Annotated in this window: 15 protein-coding genes; 7 read left to right on the forward strand and 8 right to left on the reverse strand. The window is 37.3% G+C overall.

What is annotated here, in order from left to right:
- The 6 genes from ACLHDG_RS07680 (at position 1) to acs (ACLHDG_RS07705) (ending at position 8,784) form a co-directional block, all read left to right on the forward strand.
- Complete coding sequence (locus ACLHDG_RS07680) at positions 1-315, forward strand: DUF485 domain-containing protein (protein ID WP_415405627.1); 315 nt, start codon at positions 1-3, stop codon at positions 313-315.
- Entirely contained in the window at positions 315-1,994 is a 1,680-nt protein-coding gene (locus ACLHDG_RS07685) for a cation acetate symporter (RefSeq protein WP_415405629.1), read from the forward strand. The genes ACLHDG_RS07680 and ACLHDG_RS07685 overlap by 1 nt, the downstream gene beginning before the upstream one ends.
- A 95-nt stretch (positions 1,995-2,089) precedes the next feature.
- Positions 2,090-3,916 (forward strand): putative nucleotidyltransferase substrate binding domain-containing protein, encoded by a 1,827-nt coding sequence (locus tag ACLHDG_RS07690; protein ID WP_415405631.1) that lies wholly within the window; start codon positions 2,090-2,092, stop codon positions 3,914-3,916.
- A gap of 1 nt (position 3,917) precedes the next feature.
- Positions 3,918-4,544 (forward strand): 3'-5' exonuclease, encoded by a 627-nt coding sequence (locus ACLHDG_RS07695; RefSeq protein ID WP_415405633.1) that lies wholly within the window; start codon positions 3,918-3,920, stop codon positions 4,542-4,544.
- Positions 4,545-4,726: 182 nt separating this feature from the next.
- Positions 4,727-6,685, forward strand: a complete 1,959-nt coding sequence (gene acs / locus ACLHDG_RS07700) for an acetate--CoA ligase (RefSeq protein WP_415405635.1) — start codon at positions 4,727-4,729, stop codon at positions 6,683-6,685.
- A gap of 149 nt (positions 6,686-6,834) precedes the next feature.
- A complete protein-coding gene (acs, locus tag ACLHDG_RS07705; protein WP_415405637.1) occupies positions 6,835-8,784 on the forward strand; it encodes an acetate--CoA ligase in 1,950 nt (649 codons plus the stop codon).
- Positions 8,785-8,788: 4 nt separating this feature from the next.
- Here the strand turns inward: acs (ACLHDG_RS07705) and ACLHDG_RS07710 are convergent, their stop codons facing one another.
- The 3 genes from ACLHDG_RS07710 to ACLHDG_RS07720 all read right to left on the reverse strand — a co-directional run bounded on the left by ACLHDG_RS07710 (position 8,789) and on the right by ACLHDG_RS07720 (position 12,635).
- Positions 8,789-10,597 carry a diguanylate cyclase gene (locus ACLHDG_RS07710; protein ID WP_415405639.1) on the reverse strand — a complete coding sequence of 603 codons (1,809 nt, stop codon included), beginning with the start codon at positions 10,595-10,597 and terminating at the stop codon, positions 8,789-8,791.
- Positions 10,598-10,726: 129 nt separating this feature from the next.
- Entirely contained in the window at positions 10,727-11,386 is a 660-nt protein-coding gene (locus ACLHDG_RS07715; RefSeq protein WP_415405641.1) for a uracil-DNA glycosylase, read from the reverse strand.
- Between the two features lie 37 nt (positions 11,387-11,423).
- Positions 11,424-12,635 carry a S41 family peptidase gene (locus ACLHDG_RS07720; RefSeq protein WP_415405643.1) on the reverse strand — a complete coding sequence of 404 codons (1,212 nt, stop codon included), beginning with the start codon at positions 12,633-12,635 and terminating at the stop codon, positions 11,424-11,426.
- Between the two features lie 158 nt (positions 12,636-12,793).
- Here ACLHDG_RS07720 and ACLHDG_RS07725 point away from each other — a divergent pair, with 158 nt between their 5' ends.
- Positions 12,794-12,958 (forward strand): hypothetical protein, encoded by a 165-nt coding sequence (locus tag ACLHDG_RS07725; protein WP_415405645.1) that lies wholly within the window; start codon positions 12,794-12,796, stop codon positions 12,956-12,958.
- 39 nt (positions 12,959-12,997) lie between these two features.
- Here ACLHDG_RS07725 and ACLHDG_RS07730 read toward each other — a convergent pair whose 3' ends face one another.
- Genes ACLHDG_RS07730 through ACLHDG_RS07750 form a run of 5 tightly spaced genes read right to left on the reverse strand, consistent with a single transcriptional unit; the run spans position 12,998 to position 19,074 of the window.
- Positions 12,998-16,084, reverse strand: coding sequence for an efflux RND transporter permease subunit (locus tag ACLHDG_RS07730; protein ID WP_415405647.1), 3,087 nt, complete (start codon positions 16,082-16,084; stop codon positions 12,998-13,000).
- Positions 16,077-17,150: an efflux RND transporter periplasmic adaptor subunit gene (locus ACLHDG_RS07735; RefSeq protein WP_415405648.1), complete on the reverse strand. Its 1,074-nt coding sequence runs from the start codon at positions 17,148-17,150 to the stop codon at positions 16,077-16,079. The genes ACLHDG_RS07730 and ACLHDG_RS07735 overlap by 8 nt, the downstream gene beginning before the upstream one ends.
- Positions 17,150-18,340, reverse strand: coding sequence for a TolC family protein (locus tag ACLHDG_RS07740; RefSeq protein WP_415405649.1), 1,191 nt, complete (start codon positions 18,338-18,340; stop codon positions 17,150-17,152). The genes ACLHDG_RS07735 and ACLHDG_RS07740 overlap by 1 nt, the downstream gene beginning before the upstream one ends.
- 53 nt (positions 18,341-18,393) lie before the next feature.
- Positions 18,394-18,711, reverse strand: a complete 318-nt coding sequence (locus ACLHDG_RS07745; protein ID WP_415405650.1) for a hypothetical protein — start codon at positions 18,709-18,711, stop codon at positions 18,394-18,396.
- 60 nt (positions 18,712-18,771) lie between these two features.
- On the reverse strand, positions 18,772-19,074 hold the full coding sequence (locus ACLHDG_RS07750) for a hypothetical protein (RefSeq protein ID WP_415405651.1): 303 nt from the start codon (positions 19,072-19,074) through the stop codon (positions 18,772-18,774).
- Positions 19,075-19,101: the final 27 nt, after the last annotated feature.

A 19,101-nucleotide genomic window follows, 5' to 3' on the forward strand; every position in this document is an offset into this window, starting at 1 on the left:
ATGACAAAAGAACAGGTAGAACAGGTTAAAAATAACCCTAAATATCAAAAATTAGTGAGTGAGAGAAGCAAGTTTGCTTGGACTCTCTCTATCATTATGTTGGTTGTATACTATGCATTCATTATGACTATTGCATTTAACCCGGCACTTTTAGGTGCTAAAATAGGTTCAGGTGTAATTACAATTGGGATTCCTATAGGAATTGCCATTATTATCATTGCATTTATATTGGCAGGAATTTATGTTAGAAGAGCAAACGGTGAGTTTGATCAGTTAACTAAAGAAGTAAGAGAAGAGTTAGGAGATATGGCATAATGAAAAAATTATTACTATTAACTTTACCTTTATTTCTAAGTGTAGGTGCATATGCAGCAGGTGCCATAGAGGGTGAAGTAGAAAAACAACCTCTTAATATTTCTGCAATTGTTATGTTCTTGCTTTTTGTTGGTGGTACATTGATGATCACGTACTGGGCGGCTAAAAGAACAAAAACAGCGAAAGATTTCTATACAGCTGGTGGTGGGATCACAGGTTTCCAAAATGGTATGGCGATCGCAGGTGACTACATGTCCGCAGCATCATTCCTTGGTATTTCCGGTTTGGTTTATTTGGCTGGTTATGATGGTCTTATTTACTCTATTGGTTTCCTTGTTGGTTGGCCGATCATTCTTTTCCTGATCTCTGAAAGACTTAGAAACCTTGGTAAATATACTTTTGCAGATGTTGCAGCATATAGACTTAAACAAGCCCCTATCAGAACATTGGCTGCCTTTGGTTCTATTGCAACAGTGATCTTGTACTTGATCGCTCAAATGGTTGGTGCGGGTAAACTGATCCAACTTCTATTTGGTCTTCCTTATGAGTTAGCAGTTGTACTTGTGGGTACACTGATGATCCTTTATGTGACATTTGGTGGTATGCTTGCAACAACATGGGTACAGATCATTAAAGCGGTTCTTTTGCTTTCGGGTGCAACCTTTATGGCACTTGCGGTACTTTATCAGTTTGACTTCTCTCTTGAAGCAATGTTTGCTAAGGCAGTTGAAGTTCACCCTAAAGCAGAAGCTATTATGGCACCTGGTGGATTGGTATCAGATCCGATTTCAGCGATCTCACTTGGTGTGGCATTGATGTTCGGTACAGCTGGTCTTCCACACATCCTTATGAGATTCTTTACGGTTGCAGATGCCAAAGAAGCTAGAAAGTCTGTCTTCTATGCAACAGGCTTCATCGGTTACTTCTATATCTTGACTTTCATCATTGGTTTTGGTGCGATCATCATGGTTCTTAACAACCCTGAGTATCTTGACCTTGCGAAACAAGCAATCTCTGGTGGATCTCCGATCCTTGGTGGTAAAAACATGGCAGCGATTCACTTGTCTCATGCAGTAGGCGGTAACTTCTTCTTAGGATTCATTTCAGCAGTTGCATTTGCTACGATCCTTGCAGTTGTATCCGGTCTTACATTGGCGGGTGCATCGGCAATTTCACATGACCTTTATGCAAATGTATTTAACAAACATGGTGAAGTAGATGAAGCCAAAGAGATGAAAGTTTCTAAAATGGCAACGGTTGCTCTTGGTATTTTATCTATATTACTTGGAATTGCTTTTGAACAACAAAATATTGCCTTTGTGGTTGGTTTGGCGTTTGCTATTGCAGCATCTGCTAACTTCCCAGTTCTTTTCCTTTCTATGTTCTGGAGTAAATTGACTACAAGAGGTGCGATTATCGGTGGTAGTCTTGGACTTGGAACAGCTATATTGCTTGTTATCCTTGGACCTATTGTATGGGTTGCTATTCTTGGAAATACAGAAGCGATCTTCCCATATAAATATCCAGCACTCTTTTCTGTAACAGTAGCCTTTATAGGTATCTGGTTCTTCTCTATCACAGATAAAAGTGATGCGGCAGCCAAAGAGATAGAAGCATTTGAAGCACAGGATATCAGATCACAAACTGGTATTGGTGCAGAGGGTGCATCTGAGCACTAAAAATAAAACAGAGCCTTTTGGGCTTTGTTTCAGTATTCTATATAATCTAGTTCGCTAGGTTATTTAGAGTATTCAACTTATAGAGGATCAGACAAATGATAGCACTGTTAAACAACTTAAAAACATATCTTCCTTTTTCACTCTTGGACAATAAAGCGTTTAAACGTATAGAAGAGAGTGCCCAAATTGCGTATTATCCTGAAAATACTGTACTAATTGAAGAAAATGAAATACCTTCTACTTTTTTCCTTATTATTAAAGGTATTGTTGAATCCAAAGATGGTGAAGAACTGATAGATATTTATCATAATGATGATGTTTTTGGTGGAATAGAACTCATAAAAAATCAGCCATCAGCATATCAATACAAAGTCAATGAAGAATTGATATGTTATGAAATACCTAAAGAAGTATTTTTAGAATTGTGTCAGAAAAACAGTGAATTTAAAAATTATTTTTTCTCTTCCATTGTAGAGCGAATGGATATGCTTAAAGAGAGAAAAGAGAGTGCTAAAATGGCAGATATGATGCTGACACGTGTTGATGACAGTATTTTGCACTCTGCGTGTATTGTAGATCATACTATGCCTATTATTGATGCGATCACCAAGATGGAAAATGAAAGTGCCGTAGCATTGCTTGTGAAAAATGAATCAGGATACGGTATTGTTACCGATGCTGATCTTAGAGAGTATATCCTTCACCATGAAGAAAAGAATTTGACGATCATTTCTCAGATACAAACGTATCCTATTATTTCTGTTACAGAAGGAGAGTTGCTCTTTAATGTGCTTCTTTTAATGACAGGGCGTTCCATTAAACATCTTCCTGTTTTAAATGCAGAGGAAGAAGTGATCGGTCTGCTTGAATTGATCGATCTGCTCAGTCATTTTGCAAATCAGTCACACATCATTCATGTACAGATAGAAAAAGCAACGGATCTTCAAAGCGTGATCGATGCCTCAAAGAGAATTGATACCATGATCAAGACATTGCATTTAAAAGGTGTAAAATCACGATATATTGCGAGACTTGTATCTGAAATGCATAAAAAAATGTATGCAAAACTGTTTGAGCTTATTTTCCCGCATGAATGGCATGACAGATGTACACTCATACTCTTGGGGAGTGAAGGCAGAGGTGAGCAAATACTCAAAACAGATCAGGATAACGGATTGATCTTTGAAGAAGGATTTGAACCGAAAGATCAAGTAGAGATCACTTTAAAATTTACAGAAACACTGGATGCAATAGGTTTTCCAAGATGTAAGGGAAATGTGATGGTCATTAATCCTAAATGGGCAAAAAGTACAACAAAATATAAAGAGGATATTCGCAGATGGATCACTTCACCCGGCAATGATGATCTTATGGATATGGCTATCTTTTTTGATACATTTGCAGTTGCAGGAAAGATCTCTATTTTTAAAGATCTTCGTGATTTTTTAATGGAACAGATAAAGCAGCATAAAGCGTTTTTGCCACATTTTGCAAGATCTATAGAGAGCTTTGAATCTCCACTTGGGTTATTTTCCCGTTTTGTGTCAAGTGATAAAGGACATAAAGACGAGATAGATATTAAAAAGGGGGCTTTGTTCGCACTTATTCATGGTGTAAGAGCTTTGGCACTTGAACATGGAATCCATAAAACCAATACTACAGAGCGTATCAAGGCACTGAATGATATTGGCTATATGAGTAAAGAAGATGCCGGAGATCTACTTGAAACGTTGGAAGTCATCAATACCTTAAGACTGCATTCTCAGTTGGAAAAACTTGAAAAAGAAAAAGAGATAGATAACTATATCTGTTTAAGCACTTTGAGTAAACTTGAAAGAGATACGCTTAAAGAGGCTCTCAAAACGGTTGAAGAGTTTAAAAAGGTAGTGAGTTACCATTTTCATCTGAGTATGGTGGGCTAATATGTTCAATACTTTAAAACTAAAATGGAACCGTAAACATCTTAGTGATGAACGATTTGCATTTTTGTTTGATGATACGCAGAATGATGAAGTGGTTGTTTTCGACTGTGAAACCACAGGGTTAAACCCAAAAATTGATGACATTATCTCTATTGGAGCAGTAAAAGTAAAAGGAAATAAAATCCTTACAAATGAAGCTATACATATATTTGTTAAGCAAAACAAGCAGATAAATCATGAGAGTATTACTATCCACCAAATACGTCATTGTGACTTGGGCGAAGCTATACCCATAGAAAAAGCGATAGAGCAGTTTCTTTATTATATTGGAAACAGAAAACTTGTCGGTTATTATCTTGAATTTGATGTAGCAATGATAAACAAATATATCAAACCGATGTTTGGTATCACTTTACCCAATAAAAAAGAGGAGGTATCTGCGATCTATTATGATAAAAAAATTGCCACTATTCCTCAAGGAAATATAGATTTGAGGTTTGATACGATCTTGGAAGAGTTGGCATTACCAAAACTGCAAGCACATGATGCGCTTAATGATGCAGTAATGACAGCAATGATGTATCTCAAATTAAAACAAAGTAAATCTGTTAAGACGACGAGGAGATAAATATGTTAAAAAAGATTTTTTAGATTTATCAGGTACAAGTCAATATTTGGATAGTAATTATGGAAGAATGTTACAAATAGGAGTAAATTACTCCTATTTAAAAACCTCTCTTAAATTTACTTCCTTTCGCGAATAAAATATGTTAGACTTATTTTAATTATATACATGAAAAAAGGAATAAAATGTTAAAAGATATTTATCAACCAAACCCTGAATTTGCTAAAGATGCAACCATCAAGAGTATGGATGAGTATAACGAGTTAGTTAAAAAAGCGACAGATGACTATGAAGGATTCTGGGCTGATTATGCAAATGAGAAAATAGATTGGTTCAAGCCATTTGATACAGTACTGGATGAAAGTAATGCACCGTTCGTGAAGTGGTTCGATGGTGGTCAACTCAATGTTGCACATCAGTGTATCGACCGTCATATAGAAACGCGTAAGAATAAAGCTGCGATCATCTTCGAAGGTGACAGAGGGGATAAACAGGTCATTACCTATCTCGATCTTTACTACAACGTAAACAAGTTTGCCAATCTTCTTAAAGAGGATTTTGGTGTTAAAAAAGGTGACAGAGTTGTTATCTATATGCCTATGATCCCTGAAGCTGCGTATGCAATGCTTGCCTGTGCACGTATCGGTGCGATCCACTCTATTGTATTTGGTGGATTCTCTTCTGAAGCACTGCGTGACAGGATTGAAGATGCTGAAGCAAAAGTAGTGATCACAGCAGATGGTGCTTACAGAAAAACAAAACCATATATGTTGAAACCAGTGGTAGATGCAGCACTGACAGGTGATACACCGGTTAAAAAAGTTCTGGTTGTAGAAAGAAACAATGAAGAGGTAACCTGGGTAGCTGGACGTGATTACTCTTATAACGAACTTATCAAGAGTAAGTCAGGAAAATGTGATGCTGAACCTATGGAGAGTGAAGATCCACTTTTCTTACTTTATACTTCAGGAAGTACAGGTAAACCAAAAGGGGTACAGCACAACACTGCTGGATACATTCTTTGGGCACAAATGACTATGGAGTGGGTATTTGATGTAAAAGAAAATGATACTTACTGGTGTACGGCAGATGTGGGTTGGATCACAGGGCATACGTATATTGTGTATGGACCGCTTGCAATGGGTGCTACGACTGTAATGTTTGAGGGTGTTATTACCTTCCCTGATGCAGGACGTCCTTGGAAAATGGTAGAAGAACATAAGATCAATCAGTTCTATACAGCCCCAACTGCCATACGTGTACTTCACAAAATGGGTGAGGATGAGCCGGCTAAATATGATCTCTCTTCCCTTAAAGTACTTGGAACGGTAGGTGAGCCTATCGATCCACCGGCATGGAAATGGTACTATGAGGAAGTAGGTCAGAGTAAATGTGCGATCGTAGATACATACTGGCAGACTGAGACAGGTGGTCATGTTGTCTCTCCATTACCGGGAGCTACACCGATCAAACCGGCATGTGCAACACTTCCACTACCGGGAATCATAGCTGAGATCCTTGACCCTGAGACTGGTGAAAAAGTGGGAGAGGGGGAGAGTGGATATATGTGTATCACACGCCCTTGGCCATCACAGATCCGTGGTGTGTGGGGTGATGAGGAGCGTTACAAAAAGTCTTACTTCGGCGATGTGAAAAAAGATGGCAAACCAGTATACTTTACAGGTGACGGTGCAGTGTATGGTGGAGATGGCTACATCACGATCACTGGTCGTACAGATGATGTTATCAACGTTTCCGGACACCGTATGGGAACAGCAGAAGTTGAAGCAGCGATCAAAAAGCATGATAATGTAGCAGAGGTAGCGGTTGTAGGTAAACCGCACTCTCTCAAAGGTGAAGGTATTTTTGCGTATGTTGTACTTAAGTCTGATGAGGGTGTGGCAGATGAAATAGAAGAGGTTAAGGCGATCAACAATATCATCAAAAAAGAGATCGGTAATATCGCACTGTGTGATGATATGATCTTTGCACCGGGTCTGCCTAAAACACGTTCAGGTAAAATAATGAGACGTATTCTAAGATCTATCGCAAAAGGTGAAGCGATCACTCAAGATATCTCTACGCTTGAAGATCCATCAATCGTAGCAAAGATCGAAGCTATGGCTAACTGTAGTACATGCTAGATTCTCATACCTTGATATGATGATCAAATAAAAATATGGCAAGGGATTAATTTCCCCTTGCCAATCTATCCTAACTTATTAAACCTTATTATATTCAAATACTTTACTATATGTTACAATATAAATATATAACCATATAGGAGTTTTAAATGAGTACAGAAAAAAGTCTATATCAACCAAATCCGGAGTTTGCAAAAAATGCGTATATTCCAAGTATGGATGCGTATTGGGAGTTACAGAACAGAGCTATAGAGGACTATGAAGGGTTTTGGAAAGGTTTTGCTGATGAGAAGATAGACTGGTTAGCACCCTATGATAAAGTGCTTGACGAGAGTAATGCACCTTTTTATGAATGGTTCACCAATGGGAAACTTAATGTATCAAACCAGTGTATTGACAGACACTTAGCAGATAAAGCAGATAAAACAGCAATTCTTTTTGAAGGTGACAGAGGTGATGTAGAGAAGATCACTTATGCACAGCTTTCACAGCGCGTCAATAAAATGGCAAATCTGCTTAAAAATGAGTTTGGGGTAACTAAAGGTGACAGAGTTGTACTCTATATGCCCATGATCCCTGAAGCAGCCTATGCGATGCTTGCATGTGCAAGAATAGGAGCTGTTCACTCTATCGTATTTGGTGGATTCTCTGCTGAGGCACTTAAAGACCGTATAGAAGATGCTCAAGCAAAGATCGTCATTACGGCAGACGGTGCATATAGAAAAGGGAAACCTTATCTTCTTAAAAATGTGGTTGATGATGCACTCTTTAGAGGTGGAGAGAGTATCGAAGCGGTACTTGTGGTAAAGAGAAACAATGAACCTATAGAGTGGGTGGAGGGTAGAGACCATAACTATAATGAATTGATCAGATCTCAGTCAGATGTTTGTCCTTTTGAGATCATGGATAGTGAAGATCCGCTCTTTTTACTTTATACCTCCGGTAGTACAGGAAAACCAAAAGGTGTACAGCATAGCTCTGCAGGCTTCATCCTTTGGGCGCAAATGACCACTGAATGGGTCTTTGACGTGAAAGGTGATGATATTTTCTGGTGTACGGCTGATGTTGGTTGGATCACAGGGCATACCTACATCGTGTATGGACCACTTGCTGCGGGTACAACGACAGTCATGTTTGAGGGTGTTCCTATCTATCCGGATGCAGGACGTGCATGGAAGATGGTACAAGACCATAAGATCACACAGTTCTACACAGCACCGACAGCTATTCGTGTACTTCATAAAATGGGTAAAGATGAGCCTAAAAAATATGATCTCTCTTCACTTAAAGTACTTGGAACGGTAGGTGAACCTATAGATCCTGCAGCATGGAAATGGTACTATGAAACAGTGGGTAATTCCAAGTGTGCCATCGTTGACACATGGTGGCAGACTGAAACAGGTGGACATATCATTACACCACTGCCTGGTGCAACACCTATTAAGCCTGGATGTGCGACATTTGCACTGCCTGGTATCATGACAGAGATCCTCTCTTATGAGGGTATATCTAAAGAAGCAGGGGAGCCGGGATTGCTTTGTATCACGAAGCCATGGCCAAGTATGATACGAAATATTTGGGGTGATCCTGAGCGTTATAAAAAAGCCTATTTTGGTGATGTGGCTAAAGATGGCAAGCCGGTCTATTTTTCCGGTGATGGTGCTGTAGCTGATGAAGCCGGCTACATCACTATTGTTGGTCGTGTAGATGATGTGATCAATGTATCTGGTCACCGTATGGGTACCGCTGAGATCGAAGCAGCAGTGAAAGAAGACAACTCTGTGGCAGAAGTGGCTGTTGTTGGGTGTCCACATGACATTAAAGGTGAATCTATATTCATTTATATTGTACTTAAAGAGGGGCATATCAATGCAGATATCAAGAATCACATCAATGAATTGCTCGCTACTGAGATCGGTAACATTGCTAAAGCAGATCATATCATCGAAGTACCCGGTTTGCCTAAAACACGTTCCGGTAAGATCATGAGAAGAATTTTACGTTCTATTGCAAAACATGAGGAGATCACGCAAGATATCTCAACACTTGAGGATCCGTCTATCGTTAAGCAGATTGAAACGACTGCGAGAGAGGCGTAATGCTTTAAGCAGTACAGACTTTGTTTCGACCACTATCCTTTGCTTCATAGAGGGCTTTATCAGACCGTTTTATAATGGTCTGTATATCGTTATCTTTTTTTCTATAACAGCTTAATCCTATACTCACAGTTACCTGTACAACTCTGTTTTCGAATATTATGTTATGTTTAGCTATATTTTCTCTGAGCCTATCTGCTATATGAAATGCCGAATCCATACCTGTTGCAGGCATAAGTATAGCAAACTCTTCACCACCTATTCTCCCGATATAATCTGTAGTGCGGCTATTTTCAATCATTTGTTGTGCCAGAGAACGGATAACTTCATCACCAAAGGGGTGCCCATAAGTATCATTGACAGCTTTAAAGTTATCAATATCGATAGTTAGATAAGAGAGTCCTGTATCGTAACGTATAGCATGTGCCATCTCTTTTATACATGTATCAAAAAAATATCTTCGGTTCATCAGTCCGCTAAGTGAGTCTGTTGATGCTTGATACTTGAGATGTTTTTCTAATTCTTTGTTCTCTTCAAGTTCTTTAGCAAGTTCTTTATTGGCAATATTTAATGCAACAGTCTTTTCTGCAACTGCATGAAATAGACGTGAACTTTCTGTGTGTTGTTGTGATATAAGTTTCTCTTGCGCCTCTAACGTTTCTTCACGTAACAGGTTGATTCGATAGGCAAGCAAGAGTGAAAAGAGCATGATCTCAAAGACAGAGCCGATAATCGGTGCATTGCTAAGCAGAATAGAATAAGGAAGTATACCGAGTGCAAGTTGACTGATCAGCATCATACTTATAATATAGATAATTAGTCCAAGCAAGTATATCCTTGCAAACTTTTGACCTTTATGGAGAGCCCAAAAAGCAACTAATAGCAAAAAAGGAAGAAGAGGAGATGCACATAAGTTCATAAAGTAAAAACCAGAATGCATAAAGAGAAGCATCCAGACAAAACTAATACCTAAAACTACTAAAAATCCATTTAAGATTTTATGGAAGAATGAGAAAGATTTTTTTGTTTCTAAGACAGTTTGCGTAAACAGGATGAGTAGGGTAAAGAATATAGGGATGGTGATCTGCAGGATATCATAAGTTTTCATACTTATATATGGAAGCAAAACACCTTTATAATTTGCTGCCCAAAGGACGAATATCAATACATAACTCACATAATAAATGTAAATCTTCTCTCTGAAATAAAAAAAGATAAACAGGTTATATAACGCTATGATGATGACTGCACCAAAATAGAAAAAGTATATATTGTTTTTCAGTTGAGTATCTTTGCGAAACTGTTCGGGTGTTTTTAACTGTAATGAACCAAAAACAGCATAAATAGAAGCTATATTTACATAGAGTTCTTTAATTTCATGGGGTGCAAAATGAAGTGAGAAAGCAGGGTTTGCTTCTCTGATATTTCGCTCTTCCACAGGTACACGTAATCCATTTTTTTTATGAATTATCTGCTGGTCGGAGACAATATAGAGATCCGTTGTTTTATGGAATATCTCTGTGAATTCCAATACCATTGTTCTTGCTTCTTTTGAATCATTATGGATCGAGAAACGGAACCAGAAATTATTTTTGTTATATCCAAAGGTAAAGGCATTAGAAATTGTTTTTGTAAAAGTCATTTTTGATATTTCTTCTATGCCAAGAGATACACCGGATTTTTCTTCAAGGTATTCTACTTGAAAATCATTGTAAGAAGATATGTTTTTTTCTAAATTAACTATGGGTAAGGCAGACAATAGAGTAGTAGGCAGCAAGAAAAGAATGATCAAAAATATAAGTAATTTGATAGGCATAAGTGATATCCTTTTACTTTCTTTAACTATGATGATACACTCCTTTAAATGAATTATGTGATACTTATATTAAGATATAAAAGTATATCTTAAATATGTCAAGATATGTCAAAAATATATTTGTCTGCTCTAGATCAAATCTTTTACTTTCAATAAATCTTCAAATACCTCTTTTTTAGCACTGGGATTTCTCAACAGATAACTTGGATGATAGGTAGGGATAAGTGTATATCCATTTTGTTTATGGAGAGTGCCTCGTATTTTAGTAATACACGTTTCATCACCGGTAAGATAATGATAAGCAGTAGCCCCCAATGTCACGATCAGTTTTGGCTTAATAAGTTCTATCTGTTTTAAAAGATAGGGTTGGCAAGTATGTGCCTGAGTTGGTGTTGGAACTTGATTGTTTGGTGGACGGCATTTGACTATATTTGTGACGTAAACATCACTACGGGAGATCTGTAGTACATTTTCTATCATCTTTGTAAGCAATTCACCTGAACGACCTACAAAAGGTTTACCGCTGCTATCTTCAGTAGCTCCCGGTGCTTCTCCTATAAAGAGAATATCAGCATGAGGGTTACCTTCACCAAATACAACCTTCCCACGACTTTTACTGAGTTCACAAAGATGACAGTTCTGTGCTTGTTTTTGGAGTGATTCAAGTGTATTTGGCAAAGAAAGATCCAGTTGATCTTCTTTATAAGCTGTTATGTTAGTATAATTGTAGCCTAACTGCTTGAGTTGATAAAGTTGTTTGAGTAAGAGTGCATTACGAAGGTTTTTCATAGGACTATTATACTCCCATGCATCTTAATATTCTCTCCTAAAGACATGAACCATTTTCTATATAGTAAAGTGCTGTCTTTAGCATTGTCTCATTCTCATCACCCATAAGATGTGTCAGATCATCATCTGCCGTGCAGGTAGTAGGGATACCATCAAAACTGGTGGTATCTCCGGCATTATTTCTTACAAGGAAATTGATCAGAAAATAGTAATTTAGCCCATAGGTTTTACCACTCATTCCTACAGGTTTCCCATGTGTATCATCCCCGATAGTTATAACATTATCTGCTCCAAGGTAAGGTACAAGAGCAGAGACAACCGCTTCACTTGCAGAAGCAGAGGTTCTAGTTACAAGAAAGAAGACACGTTGTATATTCAGCTCATTACCATCTTGCATATCGGTATCTTCAAATGTATAACTGGCATTGTTATGTTTATAATTAGCATTCCAATCAAGATACATCTGTCTTTGACTGGCATAAGCATTGGTGATGTTATCAAGTAAAGCACTTGCAGTCGCTACTGATCCACCTCCATTGTAACGAAGGTCAATGACTAGTTCATCTATATTTCCATTATAAAATGTTGTAAAGATAGTTTCAAACTCAGCTACTGAACTTTCAGTAAAAGAGTCAAAGCGTAAATAACCTACTTTTTTGCTACCCTGTGTGATAATTTTTCCAAGGGATACATTGAAACTATATTCACTTGGTGTGAGTGTAACATCAATTTCACTTCCATCTCTTAGTACCGTAAAAGTACTGCTTACATTCAAATTTTGGCTTACTTGACTTACTAGAGTATTTGTAACAGCTTCCCCATTAATTTCAAGAATTTGGTCTCCTCTAAACAATAGACCATATACTGGAGCGTTGATACGTACAAGGTAGACAACAAAGTCAGATGTATATCCGAATCCAAACCCTGCTGTTTTTTGATTGGTATAATTTTCATATTCTTGCTGTGTCATAGTGAAGCTCCACTCATCAGGTGGAGAGATCCTTAAGTCATTGATCATTAATTGAGGGTCTGTATATTGAGTATAATCGATATTTGAAGCCACATCATCGTACCATAGATATTCGCTTAAAAATAAATTATGTAGGAACTGCTTTTCATCCAAAGAGAAAGTTTCTGTTGTATCTGTTACAACTGCATTTATTATTGTCCCGGAACCCGAATTAGAACCGCAAGAGTTAAAAAGCAAAGAGATTGTCAAAATGAGAATTATGTGTAATTTCTTTATCATGCAAGCATACCTTCCATAAGTACTTCTGAAAATTTATAAATTATTATATCTAAAATAATTTTGCTATAGTGTTATTATGATAAGAATTATAAATGTTAAAACACAATGCAACAAATCACTAAATGATTTGTGTGAACTTCAAGGCAGTGAGGCACTAAATGCCGAATCCTAAGAAGCCGTTAATGCTATTTATTATTTTTGTTGTTCTGATAATTGTAGCTAAGATGGCTTACAATAAATATTGCGAGTCAAAACCTGATGGGTGTAAAAAAGAGATATATGATGAGAATCAGGGATTGCCGGAAGAGGGTATTGATTGGTAATAAAGAAAGAGGGGTAACCTCTGTCTTTACTAGCGTATATTATACTTTTTCTTCTTCTGCATCACCACAACATCCCTTTGAAAACTTCAAATAAAGTATAGGAAGGATGATCAAGGTAAGTAGTGTTGAGCTGATGAGACCATTGATCACAACGATAGCCAGAGGTCTTTGTATCTCAGAACCAGGACCTGTGGCAAAGAGTAGGGGAAGCAAACCAAAGGCTGCAATGGTAGCAGTCATAAGTACAGGTCTAAGTCTCTTGATGGCACCTTGTATTACAGCATCTTTAAGCTCAGTCCCATTTTTGATAAGGTAATTGAAATAGTTTACCAGTACAACACCATTAAGTACAGCGATACCAAGTAGGGCTATGAATCCTACGGATGCCGGTACTGACAAGTATTCCCCACTTAAGTAGAGTCCTATAAATCCTCCGATCAAAGCCAGAGGGACATTGATGAGTACAATGGTTGCCTGTGTCAAAGAACCAAAAGAGACAAAGAGAAGTATAAAAACTAAAAAGAGTGCCAATGGTACGATAATCGCCAATCTTGAAGCAGCTCTTTGTTGATTTTCAAACTCTCCACCATAGGTGAGATAGTACCCTGCAGGTAATTTTACTTCCTTGTCGATTTTCATTTTGGCTTCTTCCACAAAACTTACGAGGTCTCGACCTTCTACATTGGTTTGTACGATGGTTTTTCTGTATCCGTGTTCATGTTCTATTTGAACAGGTCCGGCATTTGAGATGAATTTGACAAAATTACTGAGAGGAACAGAATTGCCATTTTCTAACGGATAGTAGAGCTTTTGGATCTTGTCTAGAGAGTTTTGCAGGCTCTCATCACCTTTGACCATTAGATCAATACGACGCATACCTTCCTGGATGATACCTGCCTGCACTCCTGTGACCATAACTTTAAGGAAATCATTAAGCTCTTGCTGACTAATATCGTAATATGCCATCGCTTTCTTATCAAATTGTAATTCAAAATACTCGACACCTTCATTGGCTTTTTTGTATACATCACTGCTGCCGGCAATCGTTTCAAGTAAAGTTTTAATTTGTTGTGCAATCTCTTCAAGCTTATCATTGTTGCTTCCGAAAATGTCTATGGCTAAATCTCCCCTTACACCCGTAAGCATTTCAGAGACCCTCATCTCGATGGGTTGTGTAAATCCATACTCTATACCTACAAATGTATCAAGTACTTTTCTGATCTCTTCAATGACAAACTCTTTGGATGGTTCTCTCCACTCTTCTTTGTTTTTTAGGACTAAAAAGGTATCGGTATCGTTAAGACTCATAGGGTCAAGGCCAAGCTCATCACTTCCTGTTCTTGCGATGATGTCTTTGATCTCAGGTACGGATGCCAGAAGCTTTTTTTGTAGTTTTAGGTTAAGTGCCAAACTTTCTTTGAGTGATATGGACGGCAGCATCTCAACACCAATGATTATACTTCCTTCATCCATAGTAGGCATAAATGTTTTACCTGTTTTTGATGCAAGATAAAGAGACCCGCCAAAGAGTACAAAAACAGCCAGTATAATAGCCTTGCTGTGTTTTAAAGAAAACATAAGAGAGGGGCTATACACTTTGGTAAGAAATTTAATAAGAGTTGACTCTTTATCAGGTCTTTTACTTAAGATAAATGAACTTAAAACCGGTATAAGTGTTAAGGCTAAGATGAGTGAAGAAAATAGTGCGAATATAATACTAAGTGCCACAGGTCTAAAGAGTTTTCCTTCAAGTCCTTCCAGCGTGAGAAGGGGCATAAATACAATAATGATAATAAGGACACCAGTAATGACAGATGGTGCCATCTCTATAGTAGCTGTATAGATAATCTGCAACTTCGTTTGACGTTTAAGTTTAGGGTTTCCCAGTTCAGCAGTAATATGCTCTACGACAACGACGGCAGAATCCACCAGTATCCCAATGGCAATGGCCAGTCCACCCAGGCTCATCAGGTTCGCGGTCAATCCAAAGTATTGCATAGCAATAAAACTCATGAGCAGTGCAAAAGGAAGGATAAGTGCAACACTGAGTGCTGATGCAAGGTTTCCAAGCATAACAAGTAAAATAACCATGATAAGGACTATGGCTTCATAAAGTGCATTTTTCACCGTATCTGTAGCAAGAGTTACAAGATCTGAACGGTCATAAAATATCTCTATTTTCGTATCACCAGGTAACATAGGTTCAAGTTTCTTAAGTTCCTCTTTTACTTCTTCAAGAACAAATGCAGTATTACTGCCTTTAAGTCCTAGTACCAATCCTTGTACTGCTTCACCTTGTCCATTTTTACTTACAAAACCGGCACGGGTAAGATAACCGAATTTAACAGCAGCTACATCACCAAGGGTAATGACTTTATCTGCACTTTTACCCACAGGCAATGTCTTGATATCAGATAGATTCTTAAGCTGTCCTACACTCCGAACCAAGATACTTTCTACTCCTTGAGAGACACGTCCTGCACCATCATTCTGATTATTCTTCTCAAGTGTCTGGAATATTTGCTCAAGTGTAATACCCATTGTTCTCATTTTATTTAAATCAGGTACCACTTCATAGGTTTTTACTTTTCCACCAAGGGCATTGACCTCTGCAACACCGCTTACTGAACGAATTTTAGGGGAGATGATCCAATCTAGAAGACTTCGTTTCTCTTCAAGTGAAAGTCTCTCCGATTCAATGGTGAACATCAAAATATCACTTAATGGTGTAGAGATAGGTGCAAGCCCCCCTTCCATATTTGCGGGAAGTTCACTTTTAATATTTGCAAGTCTTTCACTTACTTGTTGTCTGGCCCAGTAAATATCTGTTCCATCTTCAAAATCTATAGTAATATCACACAAACCATATTTAGAAGTAGAGCGCATCATAGTCTGATATGGTATACCAACCATCTTCATTTCTATAGGTACAACGATGCGAGACTCTATCTCAGCAGGGGTCATTCCACTCGATTTGATAATGATCTTTACTTGTGTAGGAGAGATATCAGGGAAAGCATCAACAGGCAATTCGTTATAGGCTTTGATACCAAAACCAAGAATAACTACAGCCAATAAAGAGAAGAAAAGCCTTTGCGCAAGTGCAAAACCTATGATCTTATTCATTACTGTCACCTAACATATTTTTCAGTATCGCTACGGAGTTTACTGCTATTTTGTTCTGTAGTCTGTCAGATGGTTCTATAAAATAGTGTCTGTTATCTTCAGCAAGAATTTTTACCGGTACCGCAGTAAATCCTTCTTTTGTTTTTATAAACACAATTTGTGTATCTCCTTCTTTAATGACGGAAGTTTTCTGAACTTTAAGACTCTCTCCTGAAATGGTGATTTTTGCAGAGCTGCGAAGACCTGAAAATATATTTATATCTGATGGAACTGAAAAACGTATTTGTCTGGTCTGGTTCTGCGGGTTTATCACTGGTGAGATCTGTAGTATAGTTGTATTAAAAGTCTTATTTGCAAGTGTGATCTGTACATCTTGTCCTTCATGAAGGTTTTCAGTTCTTTTGGCTTCTATATTGCTCACAAGCCAAAGTGAACCTTTCCCCTGAATAATAAAAAGTGCATCGGAAGGACTTGTACTTTTTCCTGGAGTCGCATTGAGTTCTACTATATGACCATCTACATTGCTTTTTATTTTCATTGTCTGGGAGAGCTTCAGATCTTTAAAGAGTGTCATTATCATCTCATCGCTTGCACCATAACTTTTGAGTAAAGCTTTGGAAGCAGCCACTTTGATCTTGTCTGTTTCAAGTTCTGCATTAGCAGCAACACACTCTTTTTGAGGAATAATCTCTTCTTTGCAAAGCATGTTTTTACGTTCTGTCAAATGTGTATGATGACGAAATTCTATTGCATCGGCTATAGCTTTTTGTTGTATTTCTATCCATTCAGTACCCGTTACTTCAGCAAGTACAAACCCTTTGGTCACCTTCTGATACTTTGCCACATTCAGTTTTTTTACATTTGCTTCAAAAGGTAGTGAAATAATATGTAAAAGGGAAGGGGGAGTCACTACTTCGGTAATAAACTCACCTAAAGGAAGCCTTTTTGAGCTTTCTGGTGCTTCAACTTTAATTTGCCAATTGTCTTCTTCTTCCGGAGTCATTTGTATGTTTTCTGCATCTAGTGTACTAAAAGTTAATAGTGTTAATAGTAGTAGTTTTGTCATTAGTTATCCTTTTTTTCACTGATAGTATAGAGTTTAAACAGTGTGTTGTAGTATTCTTTTTTTGTAGCATATATCTCTTGTCTGAGTTGGTATGACTTTTGTCTGTTCAGTAAATATTCAATGACTGAAGTTTCGCCAAGGTCATAACTTGTTTGGATCAGCGGCAAGAGTTTGTTTTTGTAGTTCTTATAGTTTCTTTTTAAAGTTTGAACCATGAAAGCATTACTTTTCAGATGAGATTTTAACTGAGTAAGCAAACTTCTTTTTTCTCTCATTGTTTGTTCATAACGATAACCAATTGCACTGTTTTGGTACATAGCTGCTACACGTTTCTGTTCTGATCTTTCAGAGGTAAAATTAAGAGGAAGGGAGAGACCAATGGAGTATCTGTCTACATCAAGTTCATTGGTATACTGTGCTGAAATATCAATAGATTCGAGTGTACTGGAGTATCTCTTTATCGCCTTTTGTGTACTAAGTAGACGTTTCTCATGAGCCTCTTTAGAAAGCCTAAATGTATTCGCCAGTTTTACAGTACTTTTAATGGGGTACATATCTCTACAAGAGAGTTGTGTTGTATCGGTATAATGCACTTTACTTAACATAAAGAGATTTTGTTTTGAAATCTCCTGTTGCATTTTAAGCTCCTGAAGCTGGGCATAGAGTCTATTTTTTTCTGTTTCTAATTGCATGAGTTCAGTTTTGGAGATTTCCTGATATTTATAGGCTTTTTGTTTCTTTTTGTAAAGTTTGGCAAAATCCTGATAACTTTGTTTAAAACTTTTATAGTTTTGGGTATCAAGACAGTGTTGGTGATACAGGTTTTTCAACCCGTTTTTAAAATTTAAGATATTTCTCTCTCCTTCAAGTAAATAGGCTTGATTGGAGAGTTGGGTAATGGTTCGTTCCTGATCCTGAATGTTACCCAGAATTAATTTTTTTGAAGCCCCTACAGAGTATTCATATCCATTACTTCCTATATCTGGATATGCTTTTGTTCCTTCTCCAAAAATTTCAAAAGGATCAGAGGCAGTATTTGCCTTGTTGCTGGCGCTTAGAGCCAGACCTTCTTGCTGCAACGCTTTGGATAGAACATTATTTTGATCTGCAGACTTCAATATGCTATTGAGTGTGTATGTTGATGCATGTCCCAGTTGCATCAAAAATATAAATAAAACAAGTTGTTTCATGAGGGTAGTTTCCTTTATGTGAATAAATCTTTTAATATATAATTTTATCATTTTTATAAAATTTTAGAGATGATGGCGCCATCAAGTGCATTAATTTCTATTTCGCAATTTTCTGTATAGCTTCGATAGAAAAGTAATTGACCTTTATGTGTAAGTCTATGAGATATCACATCCTCTTTACAATAGGTAGCAGCCATTTTTCGAGCTTCTTCCTTCGTGATCTTGGCTAACTGCCGTAACTGTCTTTGTTTCTTTAACTTTAGAGAAAGTTTATGGTTATATGTGCGAAGTTGTATCGTGCTGTCTACCATCAGTTGCGTATTTGCAGAACCCATGACAGAGAACACTATTGTGTATAATAGAGCTTTCATTACTTGACCTTTATAGTATTAAATTATAGAACGATGTTCTATTTGATGGTAAAAAAAGTTTTAAACTATTGGTGGTTTATAAGAAGTTTCTTTGTAGGGTAGAGTATACCGAAGTAAATTGTGAGAGAGTGTTTTTTCTTTTTGAATTTGAAGAAAAGTACTTTTATAAGGCATAATAAGCCCTACAAAGTGAAACATACTGTGTACTTCATGTATGTCACTACACTCTTGTGATGGCACATCTGTACTCACATAATGTGAGATACTTAAATGGTCACTTTTTTGCATGATATTGATCACAGTATCATGCATCACTGTAAAAGTAAGCATGAAGAGTACAACAAATATAATTTTTGATCGCATGATCATGCTCCTTTTTTAGATTTATAT

Origin of the sequence: Sulfurovum iocasae (assembly GCF_047716765.1) — a bacterium.
Lineage (GTDB): Bacteria > Campylobacterota > Campylobacteria > Campylobacterales > Sulfurovaceae > Sulfurovum.